Genomic DNA, 15,218 nt, shown 5'->3' with positions numbered 1-15,218 from the left:
GCGCCCGGAGCGAAGCGAGGACGCGGATGAGTCGCACGGCCCGGGTCGACCGGGAGACCAGCGAGTCCAAGGTGCTCGTCGAGCTCGACCTCGACGGCACCGGGCGCGCGGAGATCTCCACCGGCGTCGGCTTCTACGACCACATGCTCAACGCGCTGGCCAAGCACGCGCTGCTCGACCTGCACGTGAACACGGTCGGCGACCTCGAGATCGACGCGCACCACACGGTCGAGGACACCGCGATCGGCATCGGCCAGGCGCTGAAGGAGGCGCTGGGCGACAAGCGCGGCATCCGGCGCTTCGGCGACGCGACCGTACCGCTGGACGAGGCGCTCGTGCACTGCACGGTCGACCTTTCCGGCCGTCCGTACTGCGTCCACACGGGTGAGCCCGACGGACAGGTGTACGCGATCATCGGCGGCGACTACGCCGGTTCGCTGACTCAGCACGTGTTCGAGACGCTGGCCTTCAACGCGGCGATCTGCATCCACATCCGGGTGCTGTCCGGCCGCGATCCGCACCACATCGTCGAGGCGCAGTTCAAGGCGTTCGCGCGGGCGCTGCGGGATGCCGCGGAGCTCGACCCACGGCAGCCGGGCATTCCCTCGACCAAGGGCGCCCTGTGAGGTTGGCACTGTGACCGCTAAGAAGGTCGTGCTGTTCGACTACGGCTCGGGCAACATCCGCTCGGGCGAGCGCGCGCTGCAGCGGGTCGGCGCCGACGTCACGGTGACGAGCGACTTCGACCAGGCACTGAACGCCGACGGACTACTGGTCCCCGGCGTCGGCGCCTTCGAGGCCTGTATGAACGGACTGAAGGCGGTCCGCGGTGACGAGATCGTCGACCGCCGGCTGACCGGTGGCCGGCCGGTGCTCGGCATCTGCGTCGGCATGCAGATCTTGTTTGCCAAGGGCATCGAACACGGCGTCGAGACCGAGGGCTGCGAGCAATGGCCCGGCATCGTCGAGCGGCTGCAACCGCTCGGTGGCGAGCCGGTCCCGCACATGGGCTGGAACACGGTCACGGTCGACGGTACGACGAAGCTCTTCGACGGGATCGAGAAGGAACGCTTCTACTTCGTCCACTCGTACGGCGTCCGCGACTGGCATCTCACCGACACCCGGGCCTCGGTGACCCCGACGGTGACCTGGACGGAGTACGGCGGTGATCGTTTCGTCGCCGCGGTCGAGAACGGGCCGCTGACCGCGACCCAGTTCCACCCGGAGAAGTCGGGCGACGCGGGCGCGGAGCTGCTGGCCAACTGGATCCGGTCCTTCTAGTGCCGTACTACGTCCACGGCGCGGATCAGCCGGATGTCCTGGACGGGCTGATCGAGCTGTCCGAGGCGCACTGGTCCTATATGGATCGGTTCGCCGATCGGCTGATCCTGCGCGGGCCGACGTTGTCGGATGACGGCGAGGAGCACACGGGGAGTGTGCATGTCGTCGATGTCGCGGATCGTGCGGCGGCTGAGCGGTTCGCTTACGAGGAGCCTTACTGGTCGGCTGGTTACTACCAGCCGCTCACGATCGCGCGAGCCGTCGTACTGGTCGATCGGCCGGACGACGCTCCGCGAGCCCTGGTGACCGCGGAGTGGGAGCCGGCCGACCTGACCGAGCTGGCCCCGTCGCTGCTCGAGGACGACCGGCTGAGCTTCGTGGCGCTGCTTGTCGAGGACGACGGCTCGCAGTCCATCGGCATCGTCGCGGCAGTCGCCGCCGCGCCCTCCGAGGCAGCCGATGTGATCCGCCCCGCGGCCGACGGGCTGACCGGCGGAGTGGCGATGACGGTCACCGCCCGTCGCTGGCAGCGGGGCGGGCGCTCACAGAGCGATTCCTGACACGCGTTCTCTTGCCGTTCGACTGGCGTTCACCGTAGGTTCACTGGCGACCACTGCTTGTGCTGACAAGGAGACCGCCTGTGACCATCGAGAGCCCCCTGTCCAGACGTCAGTTCGTCGCTCGTGCCGCTGCGGCCGGTGTTGCGGTCGGGGTGGTGGGGTCGGTCGATGCGCTCTACACCTCCGAGCCGGCGCTCGGTACGTCCGGCCCGAAGGTGGGCTACGGGCCGCTTGTCGAGGACCCGGCCGGCATGCTCGACCTGCCCAAGGGCTTCAGCTACAAGATCCTGTCGCGCGAAGGCGCCACCCGGCCCGACGGCGGGCTGGTCCCGAGCCGGTTCGACGGGATGGGTGCCTTCCCGGACCGGCACGGCGGGTCGCGGCTGGTCCGCAACCACGAGTGCTACCCGGACGCGCCGATCCCGGTCAAAGGGCCGGCCGAGCGGACGTACGACCCGGGCGCGGGCGGCGGCAACAGCACGCTGATCGTCGACCGGCACAACCACCTCGAGAAGGAGTACATCGCCCTCGGCGGTACGGCGATCAACTGCTCCGGCGGCAAGACGCCCTGGCGCACCTGGCTGACCTGCGAGGAGACCGAGGACAAGGCCGGCGTCAAGGGTTACACCAAGGACCACGGCTTCATCTTCGAGGTCGATCCGTACGACGACCGCCGCAACCGCAACCCGGTGCCGTTGAAGGCGATGGGCCGGTTCCAGCACGAGGCGGTCGCGATCGATCCGGCGACCGGGATCGTGTACGAGACCGAGGACGCGTTCGTGGCGCCGCTCGGCGGGTTCTACCGGTTCCTGCCCAACCGGCCGCGCGGCGGCTGGGGGAGTCTCCGGGCGGGTGGCGAACTCCAGGCGATGCGCGTGGCCGGCGTACCGGATCTTTCGGTGATCCAGGAGGCGGGCACCGTGCTGCGTGGTGTCGAGTGGGTCAAGGTACCTGATCCGCTCGCGACCAGCGAGTCGGTGCGGGCGCAGGACTTCGCCAAGCCGATCACGGGTGGCTACAAGCTCGAAGGCGCCTGGTGGGGTGTGCTCGACCGGTGCGTGTACTTCGTGTCGTCGTTCGCGCTGACCAGCCTCGGGCCGAAGATGGAGCACAACGGCCAGGTCTGGAAGTACGACCCGCGGCGCAAGACGCTGCGGCTCGAGCTCATCTTCAAGCGCGCGGTGCCGACCGACCCGAACCCGGAGTTCGACTCACCCGACAACATCACCATGTCGCCGTACGGCGGCCTGATGATGTGCGAGGACGGCCTCGGCGACCAGCACCTGCTCGGCACCACCGAGGACGGCCAGGTCTTCAAGTTCGCCCGCAACCGGGTCAACAACGGCACCCCCGAGGCGCCCGAGTACGGCGAACTCTCCGGCGTCGGCTTCTCCGCCGACGGCCGCACGATGTTCTTCAACATCTACACCCCCGGCATCACCTACGCCATCACCGGCCCCTGGCGCCGCCGCCGCTGACCGACCCCGCCACCGCCGGCCGTGCCCCCCGCCCCGAGGCACGGCCGGCGACCGCTTTGATCAGCTGACCGGGCCGTCGTACACCCACAGCCCGTTCTCGCGGAGGAAGTGGCTGTTCTCGGTCTGGTCGCCGGGTTCGCCGGCGGCGAGGTAGTTCGCGCGGAACTCGACGGTGCCTTCGGTGTGGAAGGGGGTGCCGTCGGTGGTGTTCAGGATTTCCAGGCCGGTCCACTCGATGTCGTCTTCGAGGTGGAGTTCGCGCGGGCGGGTGGTGGAGCGCCAGCTGCGGAGGAGGTAGCCGGCGTCTCGTACTGCGAAGGCGGAGTAGCGCGAGCGCATGAGTCGCTCGGCGGTAGTGGCCTGGGTCCGGCCCTCGTGGATGCTGCCGCAGCAGTCAGCGTAGGCGGCGTCGAGGCCGCAGGGGCAGGGCGTTCGTTTGGCCATCCCCCGATTGTGCCTTGGCACCAGAAGCGAGCAGGTACTGGCCAGTGGCGTAAGTGGACATCACCAGCGCGCCGCGTCCGGGGAAGTCGCGACCGGCCATCCGCATCGCGATCAGCGCGTCGGAGACGAGGAACAGCGCCCCGCCGAGGCCGCTGCGCTTGTCGTGCCAGCCCGAGGCGACAGCGGTTGCTGTGAGCAACAATGCGTAGGCCGCAACAGGGACCCGTTGCGAGCCGAGGTCCTTGGAGAGCAGGGCGATCAGGGCTGCCCACAACGCGCCGTACGCCGCCAGCACCCGCCACGACTTCTCGCCGGGCTTGGTCAGGTACACGGCGAGGTAGCAGGCATGCGCTGCGGCGAAGGCGGCCATCCCGGCCAGTTGCAGCTCGGTCTCCAGCAGCAGGTCGCCGGCTGCCGACGCGAGCAGTGCTGCCTGGATCAGCGGTGGGATGTCCTCCTGCGTACGCGTCCAGGACAGCAGCAAGGGCATCAGCGTCACCTTGCTCGTCTGCTTCAGCAGTTTGATGTCGACGGCAACTGCCGCGACATGGATCGCCGCAGCACCCCAGTACGCCGCCAACCGCCGCCGCCCGCTCGCCAGCTGTCCCAGCTTCATGCGCCGGAGTCTCCCGTACGCCGGTGTCGTACGGGCTAACCCTTGGTGACGAGACGGCTCAGACGGCGCCCGGGAAGGCGACCGGTGCGCCACCCCAGTTGAGCTGGGTCGTCGCCGTGGTGATCAGCGTCTGGATCGCCAGCGCCCGGACCTGGTCCTGCTCGGCACCCTCGACCAGGTCGGCGTACACGGCCGCCAGCCGCCGCTCGATCAGCAGGATCAGGCTGCTCGCCGTCTGCGGGGTCGACACGGCCAGGGGCAGGTCGTACGCCGGTTCCGCGGCAACCGGCGTCTCGCCAGCTGCCGTGAGGAGGGCGGCGAGCTTGTCACGCTGCCGGCGGTGCTGCTCGTACAGCTCGTCCGCGGCCCGGAACTTGGCCCCGTTCAGCTTGCCGCCGGCCACGCCCACGCCGTACAGGGCAGCGTGCTCGCCGGCCAGCGCCGACTGGAGGGCATCAACTTGGCTCACCGGGCGGCCTGCTTCTTCTTGGCGGTGACAGTCAGGGAGTTCGCCAGCTGGCTCTCGGCGGCGGCAACCATGGCCAGCAGGCGGGCGTTAGGCCCGGACAGCTTCGCCGCGGCGATCGCGTGGGCGACGGACAGCTTCTGCTCCCTCGTGGCCAGGTCGGCCATCGCGGCCTCGGACCCCTTCGGAAGGGCGGGCAGTGGGGGAGCAGTGGCCGGACCGGCCCCCGACACCTCGTTGAGCTTCGCCAGATGCTGAGCGTGGTACTTCGCTGCGGTGGTCAGCTGGGTGCGCAGCGCAGGGTAGAGCTTGCTGGCCGCTGTGAGCCGCTGGGCTACTTGGGCCACCTGCCCGGCCGCCGCTGACATGGCGGCGACCACTGCGGGGTCGGTGCTCGGCTCCGGCTTGCCGTCCGGGCCCTTGGTGCTCTTGGAGTCGCCGCCGGCCGCCGGCCCGCCACCTGGGTCGTCCTTGCACCCTGCGAGCAGGGCCGTAGTACCGGCTGACAGGGCAACCGTCCGCAGCGTGGCCCGGCGGGAGACCAGCGCTGCCGACCAGCGAGTGAGGGGCTCAGGATCGTTCGGCATAGGCCGAAACCCTATCCCGAACGGAGGTACGTGCTCGGCCACTTCGGTGGGCCGGATATGGTGGGCTACTGCCCTCGGTCGGATCGCCGGGGCGCACGGCGCTGCAGAACGCGGCGTCACAACTGGAGAGAGAGGCAGGTCTACCTGTGAGCCGAAGGACTGACCACACGGACCCCGAGAGCCTCGAAAACTTCCTGCGGCCGCTCGTCGCCCAGTTCGGCTGCGACCTGGAGGCTGCCGAAGTCACGCCGATCGGCAAGCGCCGGCTCCTGCGGGTGCTGGTCGACCGCGACGGCGGGATCAACCTGGACGATGTCGCCGACGTCACCCGGGCCATCTCGAAGGCGCTCGACGCCGACGAGGTGATGGGCGACGGCGCGTACACGCTCGAGGTGTCCAGCCCCGGCGTCGACCGGCCGCTCACGCTGCCGCGGCACTGGCGGCGCAACGTCTCCCGCCTGGTCGAGGTCACCCTGGTGGCCGGCGGCAAGGTGACCTGCCGGATCACCTCGGCCACCGACGAGGCGGCCGTACTGGACGTCAAGGGCCGGCCGCGGACGATCGCCTACGGCGACCTCACCAAGGCCAAGATCCAGATCGAGTTCAACCGGCCAGCCGGCAACGACGAAGCAGAATCCGCCGCTGACGGCGTGGTAGAGGAGAACTGATGGATATCGACATGGCCGTCCTGCGGTCCCTGGAACGTGAGAAGGACATCGCGTTCGACATCGTGGTCGAGGCGATCGAGCAGGCGCTGCTGGTGGCGTACCACCGGACCGAGGGCGCGCAGGCGCAGGCCCGGGTCGAGCTGGACCGCAAGAGCGGGCACGTCACCGTGCTGGCCAAGGAGCTCGCCGAGGACGGCACGGTCGCCCGCGAGTTCGACGACACGCCGGCCGACTTCGGCCGGATCGCGGCCACCACGGCCAAGCAGGTCATCCTGCAGCGGCTGCGCGACGCCGAGGACGAGGTCCGGTACGGCGAGTTCGCGGGCAAGGAGGGCGACATCCTGTCGGGCATCGTCCAGCAGGGCCGCGACCCGCGCTCGGTGATGATCGACCTGGGCAAGATCGAGGCCGTACTGCCCGCGCCGGAGCAGGTGCCGGGGGAGAAGTACGAGCACGGCTCCCGGCTGCGGGTCTACGTGGTCGGCGTCCGCAAGGGCTTCAAGGGCCCGCAGATCACCGTCTCCCGGACGCACCCGAACCTGGTCAAGAAGCTGTTCGCGCTCGAGGTGCCGGAGATCGCCGACGGCACCGTCGAGATCACCGCGATCGCGCGCGAGGCCGGGCACCGGACCAAGATCGCCGTCCGGACGCTGAACCCGTCGGTGAACGGCAAGGGCGCCTGCATCGGCCCGATGGGCCAGCGGGTGCGCAACATCATGCACGAGTTGCACGGCGAGAAGATCGACATCATCGATCACAGCGACGACCCGGCGACGTTCGTCGGGAATGCGCTGTCGCCGGCACAGGTTTCGTCGGTAGAGGTGGTGGACGCCGCGGCACGCGCCGCGCGGGTCGTCGTACCGGACTATCAGCTCTCGCTGGCGATCGGCAAAGAGGGGCAGAATGCCCGCCTGGCGGCCCGGCTCACGGGCTGGCGGATCGACATCCGGCCGGATACGGATGTGACTCGTGAGAACGAGAAGGTAGACTGATCTCTCGGTCGGTCGACTGAGTCGTCACCACACCCTGAGGAACTGAAGATTCACACTGCAGACGCGCGCCCTGAGAAGGTTCAGGAACGTACCTGCATCGGGTGTCGGAAGCGGGACAGTCCGGCTGATCTGCTGCGGATGACGGTTTCCGGAGGACGTGTCCTCCCGGATCCCGCGCATCGGGCACCCGGCCGCGGGGCGCATCTGCACCCGGTGACCGAGTGTCTCGACCTGGCCGAGCGGCGAAAGGCGTTCCCACGGGCCTTCAAGGTCCAGGGTCCGCTTGATATTTCGCTTGTGAGGGCACAGGTGGAGCGGTAAGCAATGAGTTGCAGCAAAGCGAGCGGCCGCCCGGCCGCCCATGGCCTACCAGGCCGTGAAGACATGAAGGCGGGTCATCGACTCATGACCACTCGATGAGTGTCGAACGATGAGTGCAATGCGATGAGCATGTACGTCAACTAACGGTCCGCGCCCCCAAGGCTCGGACCAGAGGGAGAGTAGTGGCAAAGGTCCGAGTCTACGAGCTCGCGAAAGAGCTCGGAGTTACCAGCAAGGTCGTCCTGACCAGGCTGAACGACATGGGAGAGTTCGTCCGATCGGCGTCCTCGACGATCGAGGCACCCGTCGTCCGACGGTTGGCGGAGGAGTTCGAGAAGAACCCGCCGAAGAAGCGCGCGGCCAAGAAGGCCGCCGCCAGCACCTCAGCAGCGCCGCAGGCGACCGCTCCGGTCACCCCGGCAGCGCCGCAGGCGCCGAGCGCTGAGAGCAGCGCACCGGCTGCCCCGGCCCCGGCCGCTCCGGTCAAGGCTGAGCCCACGGTGGTCGAGACCGCCGCGAGCACTGCCACGTCCGGCGCAGAGGTCACCGAGTCGGCCACCCCGGCCGCCTCGAGCCCGGCTCCGGCCAGCGCTGAGACCAGCACGTCGGTACCGGCACCGGCTCCGGCCCGTCCGGCTGGCTCCGCGCCGTCCCCGGCCCGTCCGGGTCCGCGGCCTGGCCCCAAGCCTGGTCCGCGCCAGGAGAGCCCGGCTGCTCCGGCATTCGAGGCTCCGGCGGCGAAGGCTGCCGAGGCTCCGGCTGCTCCGGCGCCGGCTGCCCCTGCTGCTCCGGTGGAGACCCCGGCCGCACCGGAGGTACAGGCTCCGGCCGCCTCCGCGGCGCCGTCGGCTCCGGCCGGTCAGCGTCCCGGTCCGGCAGCACCGCGCCCGACAGGTGACCGTCCCGCGCCGCGTCCGGCCGGTCCGGGCGGCAACGCTCCGCGTCCGGGTGCCGCTCCGCGTCCCGGTGGTGCCCCCCGTCCGGGTGGCGCTCCGCGTCCGGGAGCTCCCGGTGGCGACCGTGGTGGCCGTCCGGGCGCACCGCGTCCGGGCAACAACCCCTTCAGCTCGACCCAGGGCATGCAGCGCGGTGGCGCGCGTCCGGGTCCGGGTGGCGCTCCGGCGGCCCCGGCCCAGGGTGGTAGCCCGGCGGGTATGCCGCCGCGGCCGCCGCAGGCCCGTACGGGCGGTTCCGACCGTCCGCGTCCCTCGGGTGGCGTACCGGGCGCACCGCGTCCGAACCCGGCGATGATGCCGAAGTCCTCAGCCGGTACCTTCACCGGCCGTCCGTCGGGTCCCGGCGGCGGTTCGGGTGGTCCTGGTGGCGGTGGCGGCCGTGGCCGTCCCGGCGGCGGTTCCGGTGGTCCCGGTGCCGGTGCCGGCGCGCGTCCCGGTGGCGGCGGTGGCGGCGGCTTCCGTCCGGGTGGTGGCCCCAGCGGTCCCCCCGGTGGTGGCGGTGGCGGTCGTCCCGGTCCGGGTAACCGTGGCCGTGGCGGAACACAGGGCGCCTTCGGTCGTCCGGGTGGTCCGGCCCGTCGTGGTCGCAAGTCCAAGCGCGCCAAGCGCCAGGAATTCGACAACATGCAGGCTCCGGCCGTCGGCGGCGTGCGCGTCAAGCACGGCGACGGCGAGGTCGTTCGCCTGGCCCGTGGCTCCTCGCTGACGGACTTCGCCGAGAAGGTCGGCGTCGACCCGGCATCGCTGGTCCAGGTGCTGTTCGCCCTGGGCGAGATGGTGACCGCGACCCAGTCGGTCAACGAGGAGACCCTCGAGCTGCTCGGCACCGAGCTGAACTACGACGTTCAGGTCGTCTCGCCGGAAGACGAGGACCGCGAGCTGCTGGAGTCGTTCGACATCGACTTCGGCTCCGACGAGGGCGACGACACCAACCTGGCGGCCCGTCCGCCGGTGGTCACCGTCATGGGTCACGTCGACCACGGTAAGACGAAGCTGCTGGACGCGATCCGGCACGCGAACGTCGTGGCCGGCGAGGCCGGTGGCATCACCCAGCACATCGGCGCGTACCAGGTGACGACCGAGGTGGACGGCAAGGAACGCGCCATCACCTTCGTCGACACCCCGGGTCACGAGGCGTTCACCGCCATGCGTGCTCGTGGTGCGCAGGCCACCGACATCGTCATCCTGGTGGTCGCGGCCGACGACGGCGTGATGCCGCAGACGATCGAGGCGCTGAACCACGCCCGCGCGGCCGGTGTGCCGATCGTGGTCGCGGTCAACAAGATCGACGTCCCGGCGGCCGACCCGGTCAAGGTCCGCGGTCAGCTCACGGAGTACGGGCTGGTTCCCGAGGAGTACGGCGGCGACACCATGTTCGTCGACGTCTCGGCGAAGTCGCGGATCAACATCGACGGCCTGCTCGAGGGCGTCGTCCTGACCGCCGACGCTGCGCTGGATCTCCGGGCCAACCCGGACATGCCGGCCCAGGGTCTCGCGATCGAGGCGCACCTGGACAAGGGCCGTGGACCGGTCGCGACCGTGCTGGTCCAGCGCGGAACGCTGCGGGTCGGCGACTCGATGGTCGCGGGTCCGGCGTACGGCCGGGTCCGGGCGATGCTCGACGAGCACGGCAACTCGGTCGAGGAGGCCCTGCCGTCGCGGCCGGTGCTCGTCCTCGGTCTGACCGCCGTGCCCGGCGCGGGTGACAAGTTCCTCGTGGTGGAGGACGACCGGATGGCCCGGCAGATCGCCGAGAAGCGGGAAGCCCGGGCTCGTGCGGCGGCCAACGCCAAGCGGCGCGCACGTCGTACCCTCGAGGACTTCATGGCCTCGATGGAGAAGGGGCAGACGCAGGAACTGCTGCTCATCCTCAAGGGCGACGGCTCTGGTTCGGTCGAGGCGCTGGAAGACGCGCTGGTCCGGATCGAGGTCAGCGACGAGGTCTCGCTCCGCGTCATCGACCGTGGTGTCGGTGCGATCAACGAGAACGACGTCAACCTGGCCATCGCGTCCGACGCCGTCATCATCGGCTTCAACGTGCGGCCGGCCGGCAAGGCCGGGGATCTGGCCGAGCGTGAAGGCGTGGACATCCGGTTCTACTCGGTCATCTACGCCGCGATCGACGACATCGAGGCGGCCCTGAAGGGCATGCTGAAGCCGATCTACGAGGAAGTCACTCTGGGTCAGGCGGAGATCCGGGAGATCTTCAAGTCGTCGAAGGTCGGAAACATCGCGGGTTGCTGGGTCACCAACGGCGTGATCAAGCGGAACGCGAAGATCCGGTTGATCCGCGATGGCGCGGTGGTCGTCGAGAACGGCGAGCTGTCGTCGCTCAAGCGGTTCAAGGACGACGCCTCCGAGGTCCGCGAGGGCTTCGAGTGTGGTCTGACCGTGCAGAACTACAACGACATCCGGATCGGCGATGTCGTCGAGGCGTTCGAGCTGCGCGAGAAGGCCCGCAGCTAGTACGCAGTACTGCCCTAGTAACGTCCGGAGTGACGGTTTGTTCTCCCGTCGCTCCGGACGTTACGTATGACGTGGACACAGAGGGAGTGAGCCCTGATGGGTGAAGCAAGGGCGAAGCAGTTGGCCGACCGGATCCAGGTCCTGGTCGCGGAGCTGCTGGAGCGCCGGGTCAAGGACCCGCGACTCGGCTTCGTCACGGTGACGGACGCGAAGCTGACCGCCGATCTGGGCGAGGCGAGCGTCTTCTACACGGTGTACGGCGGCGAGCAGGACCGCGTGTCCACCGCGGCGGCGCTCGAGTCGGCCCGCGGGCTGATCCGCAGCGAGGTCGGCAAGGCACTCGGCCTGCGACGGGCTCCGAGCCTGGCGTTCTACCTGGACGCCGTACCGGAGACCGCTGGTCAGATCGAGGAGTTGCTGGCGAAGGCCCGCCAGGCCGACGCCGAGGTGGCGAAGGCTGCCGCCGGCGCCAAGCCGGCCGGCGACGCCGACCCCTACAAGCGCCGCGAGGACGATGACTCCGACGACGAGTGACGCCGTGGACGCGCCTGCCTCCTCCCCTCCGGAGGACGCAGGCGCGTCCGCTGCGTCGAGTACCACTGCTTTGGACACGTCTGTTGCGGATGGCATCGTCATCGTCGACAAGCCGGCGGGGGTGACCTCGCATACGGTGGTCGCCCGGGTGCGGCGGCTGGCGGGGACCCGGAAGGTGGGTCACGCGGGGACGCTGGATCCGATGGCTACCGGCGTACTGGTGGTCGGGCTGAACCGGGCGACTCGATTGCTGGGGCATCTGCAGCTGGCCGACAAGTCGTACGACGCGACGATCCTGCTCGGCGCCACGTCCTCCACGGACGACGCCGACGGCGAGATCACCGTCACTGCGTCTCCTGAGGCGTTGGCTTCGGTGACTGCTTCGGCGATCGAGGCGGCGGTGGAGGCCTACCGCGGGCCGATCTCGCAGATCCCGTCAAAGGTGTCGGCGATCAAGGTCGACGGCAAGCGCGCGTACGAACGCGTGCGGGCCGGCGAAGAGGTCGAGTTGAAGGCCCGGTCGGTGACGATCAGCCGGTACGACGTACTCGACATCCGAACTGTTGCTGGGGGCATCGAAGTCGACATCTCGGTCGACTGCTCCAGCGGCACCTACATCCGGGCTCTCGCCCGCGACCTGGGCGCCGACCTCAACGTGGGCGGCCACCTCACCGCGCTTCGGCGTACCCGCGTAGGCGCCTTCGACATGTCCTCCGCGCACACCCTGGAAGACCTGGGCGAGTCCTTCACCATGCTCCCCATCGCCGAGGTAGCCGCCGACACCTTCCCCCGCTTCGACGCCGACGCCGAACAGGCCGCAGCCATCCGCACCGGCCGCCCGCTGCCGGGTCTGAAGCTGACAGCCGGCGTGCAAACCGCCATGTTCGACCCGGACGGCACCTTCCTGGCCCTGTACGAACCCCACGGCCCCCTGGCCAAACCCACCGCCGTCTTCGTCAGCTAGTACTTCCTCCCCACGCGTCGCGGGGCGCAGCGTTGAGCGGGGTGCGGTGGTTTGCGTACCTAGCGACAGGTAGTGCACCCCGAGACGCTGTACGCAGGATCGGCATTTGCGCTCAAGGTGCACTAGATGGCGTCGACTACGTCCTGTCGTTGAGTACGCCTGGGCGATCGGGGAGGCCGTCGGTGCGGCGACTTCGCCACGCGACGAGCAGTAGCGGGAGCTGGGTGACGCCGTACAGGACGTGGAAGAGGTAGTGGCGTAGCGACTGCTCTGGGTCGAACGGGAGGATCGGCAGGGGGAGAACGCTCAGAAATGCGCCACCGACCAGGTGTAGGCCGCCCCACACCAGCGCCGCCCAGACTGCCGCTCGGTGCGCACCCGTCAGCCAGAGGACTGCTATCCCCACGAAGCCGAGCGACGGCAGCAGCGTCTCGGGGCTGACGAAGGTCTGGCCCGGCAGGTCGGCGAAGTTGTGGACGACAAACCCAGTCCACGCAAGCACCAACGCCCCACCCGCCATCCGCGCCTTCATCCGTGAAGGCTAGGCGGATTCCAGCCTGGGAAGGCGGACTTCTACCCGATCGGGCAGAAGGGCAGCCCGGTTGATACGGCCCCGGTACTGGCCTGTTCGTCGACGACAACGGACCGGACCTCGCCCGGATAATCTGGAGCATCATCGCCCCGCGCAAACTTCCCCAGCCCGGAGGGACTGCAATGGCTCAGGTCGGTCAGACGCTGTCGTTCGCCGCGAGCCTTTACCGGCAGCGGTTGAGCGTTGCCTGGGTCGGGTATGCCCGGAATGATCCGATGGCGTTGTTGCAGCTCAGGCCGGGGCGGGATGATCCGTATCGGATCTACGAGCGGATCCGCCTAGAGGGGCCGTTGGTTCCTACGCGGTTGGGGAACTGGGTCACGACGAGTCATACCGTCTGCGATCTGGTACTTCGGGATCGGCGGTTCGGGGTGCGGCCGGCCGGGGCCACGGTCGGTGATACGCCCACTGACGAGGTCGACCTGTCGTTCCTCGATATGAATCCGCCTGATCACACTCGCTTGCGGCGGCTGGCTCAGCCGGCGTTCAGTCCTAAGCAGATGGCTGGTTATCGGCCGCAGATCGAGGCGACGGTCGACGAGTTGCTGGACCAGGCCGGCTCGAGCTTCGACTTGGTCAGTGGGTTGGCTGCGCCGTTGCCGATTGCGGTGATCACCAATCTGCTCGGGATCCCGGAGGCGGATGCGGAGAACTTCGCTCGGTACGGGACTGTCATCGGTGGTGCGCTCGATGGGGTGCAGTCGTTGTCGCATGCGGCTCGGTTGCAGAAGGCGGATGCTGAGTTGGGGGCGTTGTTCACGGAGTTGTTCGCGCTGCGTCGACGGAGCCGGCCGACGACATCATTTCTCGGCTGGTGGCGGCGGAAGGTGAGCAGATTCGGCCGGCGGAGATGTTGCCGATGTGCATTCTGCTGCTGGTCGCGGGGTTCGAGACGACGGTCAATCTGATTGGGAACGCGGTCAATGCGCTGCTTGATCATCCTGACCAGTGGGATGCACTGTGCGCTGATCCGGCGACGATGGCGGCGAAGGCCGTTGAGGAGACGCTTCGATTCGACCCGCCTGTGCAACGTACCGGCCGTTTCGCTCTGCAGCCGTTGGAGTTGGCCGGAAAGCCTGTCCACGAAGGGCAGTTCGTCGTCACCCTGTCGGCGCGGCCAACCGGGACCCCGAGGCATTCACCGACCCCAACACCTTCGACATCACCCGAGAGCACACCGCCGACCACCTGGCCTTCTCCAGCGGCATCCACTACTGCGTCGGCCAGCCGTTAGCCCAGCTAGAAGCCACCATCGCCCTCCAAACCCTCGCCGAACGAGCCCCCACCCTCCAGCGCACCGGCCCCACCCGCCGCCGCAACTCCAACACCATCCGCGGCCCCATCCACCTCCCGGTCCGCACCGGCACCCCGGTACGCCGAGCCGCCACCCCACCAGCTCACCGCTGAGCGACGCCGCCCACCCGCCGCTGAAGAGGCCGGCTGGCCCACCGATGAGCAGCGCCGCCGGCCCACCGCTGAAGAGGCCCGGCGGCCCCGATGACAGGGGCGCCACCCCACCGGCTCACCGCTGAGCGACGCCGCCCACCCGCTGCTGAAGAGGGCTGGCTGGCCCACCGATGAGCAGCGCCGTCGGCCCACCGCTGAAGAGGCCCGGCGGCCCCGATGACAGGGGCGCCACCCCACCGGCTCACCGCTGAGCGGCGCCGCCCGCCACCGCTGAGCAGGAGCGTCAGCTAGCGAGGCTTGAACGGGGAGGGAGATGCGGCGGTTTGTTTGATTCGGAGTTGGGCGTCTGCGGCGGCCTTGCGGTGCCAGCGGGTGCGTTGCCAGCGCTGGAGTAGTGAGCGGCGGCGGCGGGTGTCGAGGTCTTGGGTCATGGCTGTGCGTAGGGCGCTGGTGGTCAGCATGAGGTCGGTGTAGGCGGTGGCGGTCAGTGGGCCGGAGGTGTCGGGGGACTTATGCTGGAGTACGGCGTCGAGGAGTTCCTGGACATCGCCGTACCGGGCTCGGGCCGACTCCGACATGAAGAGGCCGCCCTTCGAGTAGTACCAGGTGCGGTACGACTCGTGGAGCTGCTCGAGTTGGTCGCGCGTCGGCTCGGTGCGCGGCCAGCGTGGGACGGCGCCGGTTGCCTTCCACAGTTCTGGGTAGGCCGCGAGCCGTTGATCGCGAAGGTTCTCGTCGATCCCCGCGCGAGTGGAGATCCAGCTGTTGACGAGCGCGATCACCCCGGCGGTCAGCAACGCAAGAACCCCGGTCACCACGGCACGCATCAACTCGGACGACATCAGTCGCAGTGTGGACCCGCTCCTGTCGCTGGACAAGAGCTAGC

At 69.2% G+C, this 15,218-nt stretch carries 19 protein-coding genes; 13 read left to right on the top strand and 6 right to left on the bottom strand.

Features of this window, described 5'->3' with window-relative positions:
* Positions 1 to 26: 26 nt before the first annotated feature.
* The 4 genes from hisB to ABD116_RS12820 all read left to right on the top strand — a co-directional run bounded on the left by hisB (position 27) and on the right by ABD116_RS12820 (position 3,319).
* The gene (gene hisB, locus ABD116_RS12835) at positions 27 to 626 is read left to right on the top strand and encodes an imidazoleglycerol-phosphate dehydratase HisB (RefSeq protein WP_343968411.1); all 600 of its coding nucleotides are present in this window, start codon (positions 27 to 29) and stop codon (positions 624 to 626) included.
* A gap of 10 nt (positions 627 to 636) precedes the next feature.
* On the top strand, positions 637 to 1,281 hold the full coding sequence (hisH, locus tag ABD116_RS12830; RefSeq protein ID WP_343968407.1) for an imidazole glycerol phosphate synthase subunit HisH: 645 nt from the start codon (positions 637 to 639) through the stop codon (positions 1,279 to 1,281).
* A complete protein-coding gene (locus tag ABD116_RS12825; RefSeq protein ID WP_343968405.1) occupies positions 1,281 to 1,841 on the top strand; it encodes a YciI family protein in 561 nt (186 codons plus the stop codon). Before hisH ends, ABD116_RS12825 begins: the two co-directional genes overlap by 1 nt.
* Positions 1,842 to 1,921: 80 nt before the next feature.
* Positions 1,922 to 3,319, top strand: coding sequence for an alkaline phosphatase PhoX (locus ABD116_RS12820; RefSeq protein WP_343968403.1), 1,398 nt, complete (start codon positions 1,922 to 1,924; stop codon positions 3,317 to 3,319).
* Between the two features lie 60 nt (positions 3,320 to 3,379).
* Here the strand turns inward: ABD116_RS12820 and ABD116_RS12815 are convergent, their stop codons facing one another.
* Genes ABD116_RS12815 through ABD116_RS12800 form a run of 4 tightly spaced genes read right to left on the bottom strand, consistent with a single transcriptional unit; the run spans position 3,380 to position 5,432 of the window.
* Positions 3,380 to 3,763 (bottom strand): YchJ family protein, encoded by a 384-nt coding sequence (locus ABD116_RS12815; protein WP_343968401.1) that lies wholly within the window; start codon positions 3,761 to 3,763, stop codon positions 3,380 to 3,382.
* A complete protein-coding gene (locus tag ABD116_RS12810) occupies positions 3,714 to 4,379 on the bottom strand; it encodes a lysoplasmalogenase (RefSeq protein ID WP_343968399.1) in 666 nt (221 codons plus the stop codon). Before ABD116_RS12810 ends, ABD116_RS12815 begins: the two co-directional genes overlap by 50 nt.
* 58 nt (positions 4,380 to 4,437) lie before the next feature.
* Positions 4,438 to 4,848 (bottom strand): ferritin-like domain-containing protein, encoded by a 411-nt coding sequence (locus ABD116_RS12805; protein WP_343968397.1) that lies wholly within the window; start codon positions 4,846 to 4,848, stop codon positions 4,438 to 4,440.
* Positions 4,845 to 5,432 carry a cell division protein FtsK gene (locus tag ABD116_RS12800; protein WP_343968393.1) on the bottom strand — a complete coding sequence of 196 codons (588 nt, stop codon included), beginning with the start codon at positions 5,430 to 5,432 and terminating at the stop codon, positions 4,845 to 4,847. Before ABD116_RS12800 ends, ABD116_RS12805 begins: the two co-directional genes overlap by 4 nt.
* A 146-nt stretch (positions 5,433 to 5,578) precedes the next feature.
* Between ABD116_RS12800 and rimP the strand changes: the two genes are divergently transcribed.
* The 6 genes from rimP (at position 5,579) to truB (ending at position 12,333) form a co-directional block, all read left to right on the top strand.
* Positions 5,579 to 6,100, top strand: coding sequence for a ribosome maturation factor RimP (gene rimP, locus ABD116_RS12795; protein WP_343968391.1), 522 nt, complete (start codon positions 5,579 to 5,581; stop codon positions 6,098 to 6,100).
* Positions 6,100 to 7,092, top strand: coding sequence for a transcription termination factor NusA (gene nusA, locus ABD116_RS12790; RefSeq protein WP_343968389.1), 993 nt, complete (start codon positions 6,100 to 6,102; stop codon positions 7,090 to 7,092). The genes rimP and nusA overlap by 1 nt, the downstream gene beginning before the upstream one ends.
* A gap of 42 nt (positions 7,093 to 7,134) precedes the next feature.
* Entirely contained in the window at positions 7,135 to 7,413 is a 279-nt protein-coding gene (locus ABD116_RS12785; RefSeq protein WP_343968810.1) for a YlxR family protein, read from the top strand.
* Between the two features lie 182 nt (positions 7,414 to 7,595).
* Positions 7,596 to 10,835 (top strand): translation initiation factor IF-2, encoded by a 3,240-nt coding sequence (gene infB / locus ABD116_RS12780; protein WP_343968387.1) that lies wholly within the window; start codon positions 7,596 to 7,598, stop codon positions 10,833 to 10,835.
* Between the two features lie 96 nt (positions 10,836 to 10,931).
* Entirely contained in the window at positions 10,932 to 11,369 is a 438-nt protein-coding gene (gene rbfA, locus ABD116_RS12775; RefSeq protein ID WP_343968385.1) for a 30S ribosome-binding factor RbfA, read from the top strand.
* A 70-nt stretch (positions 11,370 to 11,439) separates the two neighbouring features.
* Positions 11,440 to 12,333, top strand: a complete 894-nt coding sequence (gene truB / locus ABD116_RS12770) for a tRNA pseudouridine(55) synthase TruB (protein ID WP_343968808.1) — start codon at positions 11,440 to 11,442, stop codon at positions 12,331 to 12,333.
* Between the two features lie 136 nt (positions 12,334 to 12,469).
* Here the strand turns inward: truB and ABD116_RS12765 are convergent, their stop codons facing one another.
* Positions 12,470 to 12,865 (bottom strand): hypothetical protein, encoded by a 396-nt coding sequence (locus tag ABD116_RS12765; protein WP_343968383.1) that lies wholly within the window; start codon positions 12,863 to 12,865, stop codon positions 12,470 to 12,472.
* A gap of 182 nt (positions 12,866 to 13,047) precedes the next feature.
* On the opposite strand from ABD116_RS12765, the gene ABD116_RS12760 reads away from it, so the two are divergent.
* The 3 genes from ABD116_RS12760 to ABD116_RS41785 are packed head-to-tail and all read left to right on the top strand — an operon-like array spanning position 13,048 to position 14,332.
* Entirely contained in the window at positions 13,048 to 13,833 is a 786-nt protein-coding gene (locus ABD116_RS12760; protein WP_343968381.1) for a cytochrome P450 family protein, read from the top strand.
* Positions 13,785 to 14,159 (top strand): cytochrome P450 family protein, encoded by a 375-nt coding sequence (locus ABD116_RS12755; RefSeq protein ID WP_343968378.1) that lies wholly within the window; start codon positions 13,785 to 13,787, stop codon positions 14,157 to 14,159. The genes ABD116_RS12760 and ABD116_RS12755 overlap by 49 nt, the downstream gene beginning before the upstream one ends.
* Complete coding sequence (locus tag ABD116_RS41785) at positions 14,087 to 14,332, top strand: hypothetical protein (protein WP_425552088.1); 246 nt, start codon at positions 14,087 to 14,089, stop codon at positions 14,330 to 14,332. The genes ABD116_RS12755 and ABD116_RS41785 overlap by 73 nt, the downstream gene beginning before the upstream one ends.
* 287 nt (positions 14,333 to 14,619) lie before the next feature.
* Here the strand turns inward: ABD116_RS41785 and ABD116_RS12750 are convergent, their stop codons facing one another.
* Positions 14,620 to 15,174: a hypothetical protein gene (locus tag ABD116_RS12750; protein WP_343968376.1), complete on the bottom strand. Its 555-nt coding sequence runs from the start codon at positions 15,172 to 15,174 to the stop codon at positions 14,620 to 14,622.
* Between the last annotated feature and the right edge of the window lie 44 nt (positions 15,175 to 15,218).

It is taken from the genome of Kribbella koreensis (genome assembly GCF_039525325.1).
Taxonomy (GTDB): Bacteria; Actinomycetota; Actinomycetes; order Propionibacteriales; family Kribbellaceae; genus Kribbella; species Kribbella koreensis.
Note: the sequence above shows the minus strand (reverse complement) of the source record. Positions and strands in the feature narration are given on the sequence as shown.